14 protein-coding genes are annotated in these 13,089 nt (G+C 61.2%); 12 read left to right on the top strand and 2 right to left on the bottom strand.

The window, feature by feature from the left end:
• Positions 1 to 324: 324 nt before the first annotated feature.
• From secY to eccB, 12 genes are all read left to right on the top strand, one after another.
• A complete protein-coding gene (gene secY, locus EL217_RS02105) occupies positions 325 to 1,650 on the top strand; it encodes a preprotein translocase subunit SecY (RefSeq protein ID WP_023030124.1) in 1,326 nt (441 codons plus the stop codon).
• Positions 1,650 to 2,195 (top strand): adenylate kinase, encoded by a 546-nt coding sequence (locus EL217_RS02110; RefSeq protein ID WP_126318292.1) that lies wholly within the window; start codon positions 1,650 to 1,652, stop codon positions 2,193 to 2,195. Before secY ends, EL217_RS02110 begins: the two co-directional genes overlap by 1 nt.
• Positions 2,195 to 2,989, top strand: coding sequence for a type I methionyl aminopeptidase (gene map, locus EL217_RS02115; protein ID WP_126318294.1), 795 nt, complete (start codon positions 2,195 to 2,197; stop codon positions 2,987 to 2,989). The genes EL217_RS02110 and map overlap by 1 nt, the downstream gene beginning before the upstream one ends.
• Positions 2,990 to 3,068: 79 nt before the next feature.
• Complete coding sequence (locus EL217_RS02120; RefSeq protein WP_005277016.1) at positions 3,069 to 3,860, top strand: L,D-transpeptidase; 792 nt, start codon at positions 3,069 to 3,071, stop codon at positions 3,858 to 3,860.
• Positions 3,861 to 4,120: 260 nt separating this feature from the next.
• Entirely contained in the window at positions 4,121 to 4,339 is a 219-nt protein-coding gene (gene infA, locus EL217_RS02125; RefSeq protein WP_003854422.1) for a translation initiation factor IF-1, read from the top strand.
• 197 nt (positions 4,340 to 4,536) lie between these two features.
• The gene (rpsM, locus tag EL217_RS02130; protein WP_005281309.1) at positions 4,537 to 4,905 is read left to right on the top strand and encodes a 30S ribosomal protein S13; all 369 of its coding nucleotides are present in this window, start codon (positions 4,537 to 4,539) and stop codon (positions 4,903 to 4,905) included.
• A gap of 3 nt (positions 4,906 to 4,908) precedes the next feature.
• Positions 4,909 to 5,313: a 30S ribosomal protein S11 gene (gene rpsK, locus EL217_RS02135; protein ID WP_005277076.1), complete on the top strand. Its 405-nt coding sequence runs from the start codon at positions 4,909 to 4,911 to the stop codon at positions 5,311 to 5,313.
• 21 nt (positions 5,314 to 5,334) lie between these two features.
• Positions 5,335 to 5,940 (top strand): 30S ribosomal protein S4, encoded by a 606-nt coding sequence (gene rpsD, locus EL217_RS02140; protein ID WP_023016758.1) that lies wholly within the window; start codon positions 5,335 to 5,337, stop codon positions 5,938 to 5,940.
• Positions 5,941 to 6,054: 114 nt separating this feature from the next.
• Positions 6,055 to 7,065: a DNA-directed RNA polymerase subunit alpha gene (locus EL217_RS02145; protein ID WP_005277080.1), complete on the top strand. Its 1,011-nt coding sequence runs from the start codon at positions 6,055 to 6,057 to the stop codon at positions 7,063 to 7,065.
• A gap of 67 nt (positions 7,066 to 7,132) precedes the next feature.
• Positions 7,133 to 7,645, top strand: coding sequence for a 50S ribosomal protein L17 (rplQ, locus tag EL217_RS02150; RefSeq protein WP_005277082.1), 513 nt, complete (start codon positions 7,133 to 7,135; stop codon positions 7,643 to 7,645).
• A 409-nt stretch (positions 7,646 to 8,054) separates the two neighbouring features.
• The gene (gene truA, locus EL217_RS02155) at positions 8,055 to 8,936 is read left to right on the top strand and encodes a tRNA pseudouridine(38-40) synthase TruA (RefSeq protein ID WP_126318296.1); all 882 of its coding nucleotides are present in this window, start codon (positions 8,055 to 8,057) and stop codon (positions 8,934 to 8,936) included.
• Positions 8,937 to 9,029: 93 nt separating this feature from the next.
• Positions 9,030 to 10,313: a type VII secretion protein EccB gene (gene eccB, locus EL217_RS02160; protein WP_126318298.1), complete on the top strand. Its 1,284-nt coding sequence runs from the start codon at positions 9,030 to 9,032 to the stop codon at positions 10,311 to 10,313.
• Here the strand turns inward: eccB and EL217_RS02165 are convergent.
• A complete protein-coding gene (locus tag EL217_RS02165) occupies positions 10,310 to 11,560 on the bottom strand; it encodes a S8 family serine peptidase (protein ID WP_126318300.1) in 1,251 nt (416 codons plus the stop codon). The genes eccB and EL217_RS02165 overlap by 4 nt on opposite strands.
• Positions 11,560 to 13,008 carry a type VII secretion integral membrane protein EccD gene (locus EL217_RS02170; RefSeq protein WP_126318302.1) on the bottom strand — a complete coding sequence of 483 codons (1,449 nt, stop codon included), beginning with the start codon at positions 13,006 to 13,008 and terminating at the stop codon, positions 11,560 to 11,562. Before EL217_RS02170 ends, EL217_RS02165 begins: the two co-directional genes overlap by 1 nt.
• Positions 13,009 to 13,089: the final 81 nt, after the last annotated feature.

The following is a 13,089-nucleotide window of genomic DNA, read 5'->3' on the forward strand; positions in this document are numbered from 1 at the left end:
GACCGCCAGGCCGGAAAACTACGGGTAAAAAATTGCGCAGGGCAATAATTAACATGGTAAACCCCCAGCGGAATAAGCGCGAAAGAATAGGCAATCATTGTCACATAATGCGGGTTAGATGTGGCGCGCAGATATAAGGCTGGTAGGGTTATGGGGTCAAAAGTGTTCCACCGTTCCTTTGGGACTCCTTGTCTTTACTTCTTAACGCCAAGTGAGGAAGATGTGGAGCCCTGCGGGAGCCATAGAGTGTCCACCTCCGTGTGTTGCTGCGATAAGAATCCTTAAGATTCGCGCGTGACAGCGGTAGGCCAGGAGGATTTTGTAGTGTCCGCCATTTTGCAGGCTTTTAAGGATGCCGACCTACGCAAGAAGATCATCTTCACCATCGTGATGATCATTGCGTACCGCATCGGTGCACAGATCCCGTCGCCGGGTGTAGATTACGCGTCAATTGCAGGGCGCCTGCGTCAGCTGACAGAGGAGTCCGGAGACCTCTACTCCGTGATTAACCTGTTTTCTGGTGGCGCCCTTTTGCAGCTGTCGATCTTTGCCATCGGCATCATGCCCTACATTACGGCGTCCATTATCGTGCAGCTGCTGACCGTGGTCATCCCGCGCTTTGAGCAGCTGAAGAAGGAAGGTCAGTCTGGGCAGGCGAAAATGACCCAGTACACCCGCTACCTCACGCTCGCCTTGGCGCTGCTGCAATCCTCCGGCATCGTCGCGCTGGCGGACCGCGAGCAGCTGCTGGGCCAGGGCGTGCCGGTCTTGGCGGAAGACCGCAACTTCTTCACCCTCATCCTGCTGGTGGTGACGATGACCTCCGGTGCCGTCCTCGTGATGTGGATGGGCGAGTTGATTACGGAAAAGGGCATTGGCAACGGCATGTCCCTGCTCATTTTCGCCGGCATTGCGACGCGCCTGCCTACCGATGGCATGAATATCCTGCAAAACAACGGCGGCATGGTCTTTGCCATGGTGCTGGCCGGCCTTATCGTCCTGGTCGTCGGCATTACCTTCATCGAGCAGGGCCAGCGCCGCATTCCGGTGCAATACGCCAAGCGCATGGTGGGCCGGCGCCAGTACGGTGGTTCTTCCACCTACCTGCCGCTCAAGGTCAACCAGGCCGGCGTTATCCCGGTCATCTTCGCCTCCTCGCTTATCTACATGCCGGTGCTGATCACGCAGATCGTTAACTCCAGCTCCGTGCACACCCCGGATAACTGGTGGCAGCGCAACGTTATTGCGCACCTGCAGGCGCCGTCGTCTTGGCAGTACATCGTCTTGTACTTCCTGCTGACCATCTTCTTCGCATACTTCTACGTCTCGGTGCAGTACGACCCCGCCGAGCAAGCCGATAACATGAAGAAGTACGGTGGCTTCATCCCAGGCATCCGCCCGGGCCGCCCCACCGCGGAGTACCTCGGCTTTGTCATGAACCGCCTGCTGAGCGTCGGTGCCCTGTACTTGGCGTTGATCGCCATCCTGCCGAATATCCTGCTGGACCTTGGCGTTGGCCACTCTTCGGCCGCCGGCACCTCCGCCTTTGGCGGTACGGCCATCTTGATTATGGTCTCCGTGGCCTTGACCACGGTCAAGCAAATTGAATCTCAACTTCTCCAATCCAACTACGAAGGACTACTGAAATAATGCGTCTTGTACTTCTCGGCCCTCCCGGTGCTGGCAAAGGCACCCAAGCAGCAATCCTGAGCGAAAAGCTCGGCGTTCCGCACATCTCTACCGGTGACCTCTTCCGCGCCAATATTGGCGAGGGCACCCCGCTGGGCGTTGAGGCGAAGTCCTATATCGACGCCGGCAAGCTCGTGCCTACCGATGTCACCGCGCGCATGGTAGAAGAGCGCCTCAGCCAAGACGACGCCAAGAATGGCTTCCTCTTGGACGGCTTCCCGCGCACCACCGAGCAGGCAGACATCCTGGAAGAGCTGTTGTCCAAAAAGGGCGAAAAGCTCGACGGTGTGTTGAACTTCGAGGTTTCTGAGGACGTCGTTGTTGAGCGCATGATGGCCCGCGGCCGCGCCGACGATAACGAGGAAACCATCCGCACCCGCCTGGGTGTCTACCGCGATGAGACCTTCCCGCTCATCGAGCACTACGGCGATGCCATCATCCCCATCAAGGCAGAAGGCTCCGTCGAAGAGATCAACGCCCGCGCCATGGAAGCGCTGGGCAAGTAATGGCTTTTCGGCGCGGCACCAAGCGCATTCCCGCCCGCACCCCGGGCGAGCTGGATGCTATGCAGGCGGCCGGCGAGATCGTCGGCAAGGCGCTGCAAGCAGTCCGCGCCGCGGCGGCGCCGGGGGTGAGCACGCTCGAGCTCGATGCGGTGGCGGAACAGACCATCCGCGATGCCGGTGCCACCCCTACCTTTAAGGGCTACGAAGGCTTTCCGGGCTCCATTTGCTCCTCCGTCAACGATGTCATCGTGCACGGCATCCCGGACGCTAAGACGGTGCTTGCCGATGCCGACCTCGTCTCCATCGACTGCGGCGCCACCCTCGATGGGTGGGTAGGAGACAGCGCGTGGTCCTTTCCCATCGGCGAACCCGATCCGGACGTTGCGGCATTGAATGCAGCGACCGAATGGGTGCTCATGGAAGGGCTGCAGGCGATGGTCCCGGGCAACCGCCTGACGGACGTCTCCCACGCCTTGGAGCAGGCGACTTACCGCGCCGAGGACAAGTTTGGCGTATCCCTCTATATCGTGGATGGTTACGGCGGACATGGCATTGGCCGCACCATGCACGAAGAGCCCTACTTGGAAAATGAGGGAAAGCCTGGCCGCGGGCCCCTCATTCAGGAAGGTTCCGTCCTGGCCATCGAACCCATGCTCACCTTGGGCACCGTCGATAGTGCGGTGCTAGAAGATGACTGGACGGTGGTCACCCTCGACGGTTCCGTTGCCGCCCACTGGGAACATACGGTAGCTGCGACGGCGGACGGCCCGCGCATCCTCACCAGGCGCTACTAATAAATTCCCAGTACATATTCCCTGAAAAATCGCCGCTTAAACTAGGCGTAAATCCCCTGAAAGGTTTATACTCACCACTATGTCTAAATTCAGCCTCCGCAAGTTAAGTGCCACCGTTGCTGCACCAGCAGTGGCTGGCGTCATGGCATTGAGCACGATTGCCGGCGCTCCAGCAGCTTCTGCTCAGCAACTCCCTTCCCTCGATCAGCTCACTGCCCAGGCCCAGCAGCAGCTTGATAACTTCCACGGCCAGACCCGCGACCAGGCATGGCAGACCCGCAATGACATCCTGGACCAGGCTGAGAAGTACACCCCGGAACTGGTGCCGAACGTGCAGTCCGCAGTCGATAGCGCCCTGGAATTCCTCTTCCCGGGCCTAGTGGCCCAGAAGAACGAGGAAGCACGCCAGGCTCGCGAGGCTGCTGAGCGCGCACACGCACAGCAGATTGCGGAAGAAAAGGCGAAGGCTGAAGAGGCGGCGCGCCGTGCGGAGGAGCAGCGCCGCGCTAACCAATTCGACCGCGGCTCCTGCCCGGCAGACGCCAAGATTTGTGTCGACCTTGACGGCCGCCGCACCTGGCTGCAGGAAGGTGGCGACGTGTCCTACATTTCCCCATCCATGTCCGCCGGCATGGTGGGCGAGGAAACCCCGCGCGGTACCTTCCACGTCAACCGCAAGGTGAAGGACGAAATCTCCCGCGAGTTCAACAATGCGCCGATGCCGTTCTCCATCTACTTCACCAACAACGGCCACGCATTCCACCTGGACAACACCAACGTTGATTCCAACGGTTGCGTCCACCTGCCGTACGATGCAGCGGTTCGCTACTGGAACGATGTCCAGATTGGTGACAAGGTCTATATCTACTAATTCGGTGTAGCTCACCGCGTGAGCGCACCCGCCCTCGTGCTTTGTTCCAGAACCTGGAACTGAGCGCGAGGGTATTTTTAGTTTTCTGCTACCGGGGTAGGGGATTGGGGAAAGAGCGTACGGTTTGGAAATCGTGTCGCTGCAGCGTATGCTGGTTTGACGGTGTATAGCGCCAGTAGGTCTGGTTGGCTTGCACCACCGCAGTAGACAACAAACATGCAGGTGACAGGTACTTGTCTGTCGCCAGAAAAGTAGAGGTTATGGCTAAGGAAGGCGCAATTGAGGTAGAGGGTCGCATCGTCGAGCCTTTGCCAAACGCAATGTTCCGTGTCGAGCTCGACAATGGGCACAAGGTTCTTGCACACATTTCCGGTAAGATGCGTCAGCACTACATCCGCATCCTCCCGGAGGATCGCGTCGTCGTAGAGCTGTCTCCTTATGACCTGACCCGCGGACGCATCGTCTACCGCTACAAGTAAACACAGTCAGCCTCCTCACCCAAGGGCAAGCGCTGCTTTGTGAAGCACAGCTTTGTCCCTGTACACCTCAGGCTACGGTGGCCTGAGCCCGCACTGGTAAGCAACCCAAGGATCCCCGGCACGGTCCGGGCGAAGCGTTGCATGGAGCGGGACGGATGGGGAGAAAACCGCCGTAACAACCCGAAAGGACACGCCTTATGGCACGTCTAGCTGGTGTTGACCTCCCACGCAATAAGCGTATGGAGGTCGCTCTCACCTACATCTACGGCATCGGTCCAACCCGTGCCAAGGAATTGCTAGAAAAGACTGGCATTTCTCCTGACCTGCGCACCGACAACCTGGAAGATGAACAGGTTTCGGCACTGCGTGACGCAATTGAAGGCTCCTGGAAGGTAGAGGGTGACCTCCGCCGCCAGGTTCAGGCTGATATTCGTCGCAAGATTGAAATCGGAAGCTACAAGGGTCTGCGCCACCGTCGCGGTCTGCCGGTACGCGGTCAGCGTACGAAGACCAACGCGCGTACTCGTAAGGGCCCGAAGAAGACGATCGCAGGAAAGAAGAAGTAGTTCATGCCTCCAAAGACTCGTTCCGGCGCACGCCGTTCCGGCCGTCGCGTCGTCAAGAAGAATGTGGCTCTGGGCCACGCATACATCAAGTCCACCTTCAACAACACCATCGTCTCGATCACCGATCAGACCGGTGCTGTTATCTCCTGGGCATCCTCTGGCCACGTTGGCTTCAAGGGTTCCCGTAAGTCCACTCCGTTCGCTGCGCAGATGGCCGCTGAAAGCGCCGCACGCAAGGCAATGGACCACGGCATGAAGAAGGTTGACGTATTCGTCAAGGGTCCGGGCTCCGGCCGCGAGACCGCCATCCGTTCCCTGCAGGCTGCAGGCCTCGAGGTTTCCTCGATCACGGATGCAACTCCACAGCCGCACAACGGCTGCCGTCCGACCAAGCGTCGCAAGGTTTAAGGGAAGGAAAGAGGTAAGAAAATGGCTCGTTACACTGGCCCCGCTACCCGCGTATCCCGCCGTCTTCGCGTCGACTTGGTCGGCGGAGACATGGCATTCGAGCGCCGCCCGTACCCTCCGGGACAGGCTGGCCGCAACCGCATCAAGGAATCTGAGTACCTGCTGCAGCTCCAGGAGAAGCAGAAGGCAAAGTACACCTACGGTGTGCTGGAGCGTCAGTTCCGCCGCTACTACACCGAGGCTAACCGCCTCCCGGGCAAGACCGGTGACAACCTGGTCATCCTGCTGGAGACCCGCCTCGACAACGTGGTTTACCGCGCAGGTCTGGCACGCACCCGCCGCCAGGCTCGCCAGCTCGTTTCCCACGGTCACTTCACCGTGAACGGCAAGAACATCAACATCCCGTCCTACCGGGTTACGCAGTACGACATCATCGATGTCCGCCCGCGTTCCCAGAAGATGGAATGGTTCGAAGACGCTCAGGACGCTCTTATCGATGCCAACGTACCGGCATGGTTGCAGGTCGTTCCTGATACGCTGCGCATCCTCGTGCACCAGTTGCCCGAGCGCGCTCAGATCGACATTCCGCTGCAAGAGCAGCTCATCGTCGAGCTTTACTCGAAGTAAACTGTTATACCGCACGGCCCTTCACGGCCACGCGGTCCATCAGGAATCTTCAACCTCAAGATTTTTACCCCCTCTACCGGCGTCAAATAGCGGTCGCCGAAAAGGAGAATTGCAATGCTCATTTCCCAGCGTCCTCAGCTCACCGAGGAATTCATCGACTCGTCTCGTTCCAAGTTCGTCATCGAACCGCTCGAGCCGGGCTTTGGTTACACCCTCGGTAACTCGCTGCGTCGCACCCTGCTGTCGTCCATCCCGGGCGCAGCGGTAACCTCCATCAAGATTGATGGTGTGCTCCACGAGTTCACCACCATCAACGGTGTGAAGGAAGACGTTTCTGAGATCATCTTGAACATCAAGAGCATGGTCCTATCCTCCGACTCCGATGAGCCGGTGGTTATGTACCTGAGCAAGGAAGGCCCTGGTGATGTCACCGCGGGCGATATCCAGCCGCCGGCTGGCGTGGAGATCCACAACCCGGATCTGCACATCGCTTCGCTAAATGACACCGCTAAGCTGGACATTGAGCTCGTCGTCGAGCGCGGCCGTGGCTACGTCCCGGCTGCCGCAACCTCTGGGGAAATCGGCCGTATTCCAATCGACCAGATCTACTCCCCAGTGCTGAAGGTCTCCTACAAGGTCGAAGCTACTCGTGTTGAGCAGCGCACCGACTTTGACAAGCTGACCATCGACGTCGAAACCAAGAACTCGATTTCCGCCCGCGATGCCCTGGCTTCTGCCGGTGGCACCTTGGTCGAACTGTTCGGCCTGGCACGCGAGTTGAACAACGCAGCCGAAGGCATCGAGATCGGCCCCTCCCCGCAGGAGACCGAGTACATCGCCGCCTACGGCATGCCTATCGAGGACTTGAACTTCTCCGTTCGCTCCTATAACTGCCTGAAGCGTCAGGAAATCCACACCGTCGGCGAGCTTGCAGAATGCACCGAGTCCGACTTGCTGGATATCCGCAACTTCGGTCAGAAGTCGATTAATGAGGTAAAGATCAAGCTGGCTAACTTGGGCCTTGCTCTGAAGGATACCCCTGAGGACTTCGACCCCACCCAGCTCGAGGGCTACGACGCAGAAACCGGTGACTTCAAGGACCCGGCTGCGGACGATTCCGAGTAAAGAATCACCCTGAACTGCGGCACTCGTTGCCGCGCGCTCAACTTTTACCGCACACGAGGAGTAAACAATGCCTACCCCGAAGAAGGGTGCCCGTCTCGGTGGCTCCGCCAAGCAGCAAGCTCACATGCTGAGCAACTTGGCAGCTAGCCTGATCGAGCACGGCGCCATCAAGACCACCGATGCCAAGGCGAAGGTTCTTCGCCCGTACGTCGAAAAGATCATCACCAAGGCTAAGTCCGGCACCATTGCTGACCGCCGCGCAGTGCTGAAGCTCATCCCGCGCAAGGATGTTGTTTCCCACCTGTTCGACGAGGTTGCACCGAAGTTTGAGAACCGTGAGGGTGGCTACACCCGCACCATCAAGCTGGACAACCGCACCGGTGACAACGCCCCGATGTCCCAGATCTCCCTCGTTCTTGAGGAGACCGTGACCTCCGAGGCTAACCGCGCTACCCGCGCTGCCGCTTCCAAGGCCGCTGAGGCTGAAGAAGCTCAGGCAGACGAGGCTGCAGAGACCGAGGCTCCGGCCGAGGACACCGCTGCTGAGAACACCTCTGCTGAGGAGTCCGAGGAGAAGTAATTTCCCTCGGCCGCTGAATCCGCGCCGGCCCCAACGCCGCGCGTGGATTGCACCGACTACTCGCAGCAGTAGCGCCCAATCGCCGCCTTCCCATTCTCTTTACGAAGAGACACGGGAAGGCGGCCTTTGTCGTTTTGAACGTGGAACCTCATATACCCGGTCCCGCTCCGTCGTGCGGCTCCATCGTGCGGCTTCGCCATGCAGCAGGCCACCCAATTTCCAATGCACAACGACACCTATGTACAACCCCCCAACGCTCAACCTCCTATGCGCATCCTCCACTGCAATAACTGAGCAAATACGGCCTTCAGATATTGCATTTTCTGCTCAAAACGAACAGGGGAGGTGTAGCAGGAGAGGTTGCACATTTCGGGAACTCGCCGATGCCTCCGGTAGCATTAGGTCCACCATGACTGAAGCAGCAGCGATCGCAGATGAGGGACCAGCAGAAGGATTCGTTCGGATCCGGTTAGATCTGGCCTATGACGGCACCGATTTTCACGGATGGGCCAGGCAAAAGGGCGGACTGCGCACCGTCCAAGGCGTGCTCGAGGAGCAGCTAGCAATGATCGCTCGGACGGAGGTACCGCTGACGGTAGCTGGGCGTACGGATGCGGGCGTCCATGCTCGCGGGCAGGTGGCGCACGTGGATGTGCCGCAGGAGATGCTGGAGCAACGGTCCGTAGCAAATGATCCCGGGAAGTTGGTGCGCAGGCTTGCCAAGTTGTTGCCGGAAGACGTCCGGGTGCACGGCTGCGATTTCGCGCCAGAAGGTTTTGATGCCCGATTTTCTGCGCTGCGCAGGCATTATGTGTACCGGATAACCACCAGCCCGCGGGGTGCGCTGCCGACGCGGGCGCGCGATACGGCCGAATGGTTCAAACCGGTAGACATCGGGGCCATGCAAGACGCGGCCAATGCGCTGGTGGGTCTGCACGATTTTGCGGCCTTTTGTAAGGCCAAGCCGAATGCCACCACCATTCGCGAATTACAGGAATTTAGCTGGCAGGATGTCTCGACGCCGGAGGAACCGCAGCTCTTTGAGGCCCGGGTGACCGCGGACGCCTTCTGCTGGTCGATGGTGCGCTCTTTGGTTGGCTGTTGCTTAAGCGTTGGGGAAGGCCGCAGGGACGTCGACTTTGCCGCGGCGTTGCTGCAGGAAACCAAGCGCTCCTCTCGCATCCCAGTGGCACCGGCGAAGGGCCTGTCTTTAGTGCAGGTGGATTACCCGGAGGCGGGCGAAATGTCCGCGCGGGCGGATATAACGAGGGAAAAGCGCACGACCTTGTGAAAACACGCTGCCAAGTGGCAGGGGTGAGGAGCCTGCGCTAGCCTGAGGTCTGGGTTTATTTAGACTTTTCGGGGAATTTTCGGGGGGAAATTCATGGCACGTCCATTGCCAACGACCAAGGCCCAAGTCTCGGGCCATAAATTTTTACGCCGGCGTGTGGAACACGGGCTCGTATTGGGCGATACCCGTATGATCCACGATCCGCTGGCTCGCCGCCGCAAGGCGATGATGTTCGGCGGAGTAGGAGTGGCCTTTTTAGCGGTCGGCTCGGGCCTTTTGGCTTGGCTGCAGCCGAGCCCGCAGCCAGGGGATGCGCCCATCGTGCGCTCGGAGCAAGGCCAGCTCTTCGTGGACGTCAACGATACGTACCACCCCGTCTATAACCTGTCTTCCGCGCGGATCATCGCCGGCGAAGCGGCCGAGGCGCAGACCATTGGGGACGAGCATTTGCGTGAGGCCTCGTTGGGCACGCCGGTGGGGATTTCGGATGCGCCTGGCTATTTGGCCGCACCGGGCGAGACCCCGCAGCGCTCGTGGGCGGCGTGCCTTGCCGGCCACGATGAGCAGCCCGCGGATAACCCGACCAGCATCGATGGCCAACAGGTTGCCCAAGAAGAGGTCATCGTGGTGGCGGATCCGCCACAGGAGGGCTTTGGGGAGAAGCGCGCCGCGCTCGCAGAAACGGATGGTGCGCAGTGGCTGCTCACCGCGGACGGGCGGGTGCGCTTGCCCGATGCGCAGAGCACGGAGGGCCGGGTCATCCGCCGCGGGATTGGCATCGACGGGAGCACCCATGCCTGGCCCGTTCCCGCGGAGTTGCTCAATGCCTTTGCAGAGCAGCCGCCGCTGACGTTTCCCGATCCGCTGCCGGACATCATGGATACCGGGCAGGGTCAGTGGGCCCGGACGGACGACGGCGTCGCCGAGCTCTCTGCCACCCAGGCTGACATGTTGGTTAGCTACGGCGCGACGCGCAAAGAAGTCTCATCGCAAGAGGTAGGCTCGCTTGCCGATGCCCCCTTAAACTTCCGCCTGCCCGCCACCACCTTTGACTTCGTTGACCCAGATGAGGGCTGGATGTGCGCCGATAGCGACGGTGGCGCAGCGACGGTCACCGAGAACCCCGGAACGGTAGCGCTCGCCGGTGAGGGCGTAGCGGAACGTTTTGGTGGGCTATCGGCAGGAGGAGTTGGCGTGGATACCGGGCATGGCTATCACGTTGTCTCGCCTACGGGGCAGCGCCATGCGGTGGACAATAAGGAACTCTTGGAGGCCCTCGGCACCGGTATTGGGGCGGAAGTTCCGTGGGAAATCATCCGGCTACTGCCAGAGGCTTCGCGCTTGGACCGGGACGAAGCTCTGCAGGTCAGCCACTAGGCCGACTTGGGTCGGCGTAGCCCGCGGGCAACCGCCAAGCCGGTAAGCAGCAGAACTAACCCGCCGAGCACCCACCCGGTGCGGCTCGCCGCTGGGGAGTGTTCGTCTTTGGCGGGTTGGATGGTCAGATCGCGCGCGGGTGCGGCATATTCGCCATCGATATGCGTCAGGGCGGCGAGCGGATCGATGAAACCGTTGCCGGGCTCGCCGGCAGAGAGGAGCCGTTGGCGTATATCGGCGGCGCTGGCGTCTGGGTAGCGCTCAGCTAATAAGGCGGCGGTGCCGCTAACCACCGGGGCCGCGAACGAGGTGCCGTGGAACTGTGCCAGGGAATCCTGCTGGTTCTTCCCGTCTGCCCAACCACCGGCGGGATTAAGCGCTAAAGGGACGAAGCCGTGGGCGGATAATTGTGGGCCATCGGCAGGCGTGAGGGAGTACTCAGCCAGCGCGTGGGCATCTTCTTGGGCGCTAACGGATAAAACGGTTGGTGAATCAGCGGGAAAGACGTGATCGCCTTCTTCACAGGTGCCGGAGGAAATATTGCCCGAAGCTGCGATGACTACCGCGCCGGCATCTTCTGCGTGGCCGAGCGCTTCATCTAAGCGGGAGCTATCGATGCGCTGTGCGGTCTTCTCTGGAACGCAGGACACGACGGAAATATTGATCACCTGGGCGTTGTCCTCCACGGCATGATCGATGGCGCTGGCCAATGTATCGAGCGAGCCGGTGGTGCTGTCCTCGTCGGACTCGCCGGCCGTGCCATCGTATTGGCGATAATGCGCGCTGGTTTGGCGGATGGCGCGGATCTCAGCGCGTGGGGCGATGCCAATATCGTGCCCGGAGATGATGCCGGCTACGACGGTGCCGTGCAGGTCGCAATCTCGGTGCGGATCCGGTTCTTCCGGAGTGACCAGGTCCGCGCCTGCGGTGAGATTCGGCAGCTGATCGTGGTGGGCAACGCCGGTATCGATGACGGCTACCTTTATGCCCTCGCCAGTGGCAAAGGAATGCAGCTGGGAGCGGTAGGCGCGCTGGTCCTCGGAAGGCTCTGGCGCTAGGGGAGAAGGATGCGCGGTGGCGCATTCCCGGTCCGGTTCCCGCGCGCCCGCGATGGGCGCGGTGGGAGCTGCTGCGATGAAGCCGCCGGTTTCGGCGAGGACACACGCGGTGAGGGCACAAGCAGCAAGCCTTGAACCGCCGCTGAAACCAGGTAGTGCGGAAGAACGACGCGAGCGGGTGTGGCGCATTATCCCAGCCCCCTGATGAGCTCGAAGATTCCGGCGAGGTGCGCGGCAAGCGGCAGGCAGGCGGCGATGGTGAGGGACTCAATGCGTTCGAACCAGGCGATGGTCGTTGGTTCCACCTCGCTCATTTTGGCCGTCCACAGTGGTGCGCTTAGCATCGCGGTAAGCAGGAGGGCCGCAACCACCGTTGGCGCCCAAGCGCCAGCAAGCCCATCTGCGGCAATCGCATGCACAGCGCACAGACAGGCGGTGAGGCAGGCAACCATGGCGACGAGCATGAGAGCCCAGCTAGCAAGCACGCGCCCGTGACGCGCGGCGTGCATGACCACCGTTCCGGCAACGGAGACGCAGAGTGCTTGGACGAAGCCGAGCCCGGTTAAACCGGTGCCGAAAAGCACGGCGATGCGAGACCCGATGGTAGCGGCGGATCCCGCATCGTCCACGGTCCCGTCCGTGGCCACGAGGGTGCCGGTGCCGGTGAAACTGAGCGCGATAAGGGCCGGGATGAGGCAGAGCGCGATTGCGCAGCAGATGCCCTCGTAGGCGTACCCGGCGCGGGTGGCGCGATCGTCCACATCGGGCTGGAGTTCATCCGAGACGGCGAGGTCTTGGCCAGCGGTGGGCAATTGCGGCACCTTGAGCCCCGCGGTGGCGATGGTCAGCGCGGGGGCGGTGGCAAGCATTATGACGCCTGCGATAACGGCGCCCGCAGCCGCTGCCGTGCCGTGGCTCGTGCCGATGCCCGAATTGCCGCTGAGCCCAGGAAGCAGGTAGCTCACGGCTGCAATGAGCACTAGCCCGGCGATGGTGAGCGCGCCGGAGGTAATGCGTACCGTGCTTAACCGGGTGAGGTGGCAGGCCAATAACGCCGCGAGCAGGGTGGCGCTGGTGGTGAGGGCGGCATAGGGGGCATCGGCAAGCGCGGGCGAAATAAGTGCCCAGCCGCTCGCCGCCCCTGCCGCCAGGGTGAGCATGACAAGCGATAGCGCCCGCGTCCACAGTGCGAGCACGAAGGCCGCGATGGCAAGCCCGGAGCAGGCTACGGTTGGGAGCGAGAGCACCCAAGCGACGGCGAAGGCCGCGGCAAGCCCCGCCCACGCCCAGACGATGGGAATGGCGGAGGTGGTGTCGTCGTGGCTCTGGGCGGCGAGGGACTCGGCGGCGTCGCGGATGACGGGCGCGGGCCGCTCCTCGCGCGGGGTGAGCACCAGGATGGAGCCTTCCGCTAGCGGCGTGGCGGCAAGCGGTGCGGTGAGGTCGATGGTGCGCCCAGAGGCCGTGCTGGCGCGCCACGGCGAGGCGATCGCGGGTGCATCGACAAGGTCAGTAAGTTCTGCCATGAGCTCGCCAAGGCTGGAGCTTAATGGCAATGCCACGTCTGCTTCCTTGTGGAAGGAATCGGCGTGGATGCGGATGGTAAGGCGCAGGTGATGCGCCGTTGGAGCGGTCATAATTCCCCCGAATTGTCTCATGATTGTGGGCGTCCCCCTTGCCCAATGCCACATATTGTGGCTTACTGGTGGCGTCGTGTC

Source organism: Corynebacterium segmentosum (assembly GCF_900637825.1).
GTDB classification, from domain to species: domain Bacteria; phylum Actinomycetota; class Actinomycetes; order Mycobacteriales; family Mycobacteriaceae; genus Corynebacterium; species Corynebacterium accolens.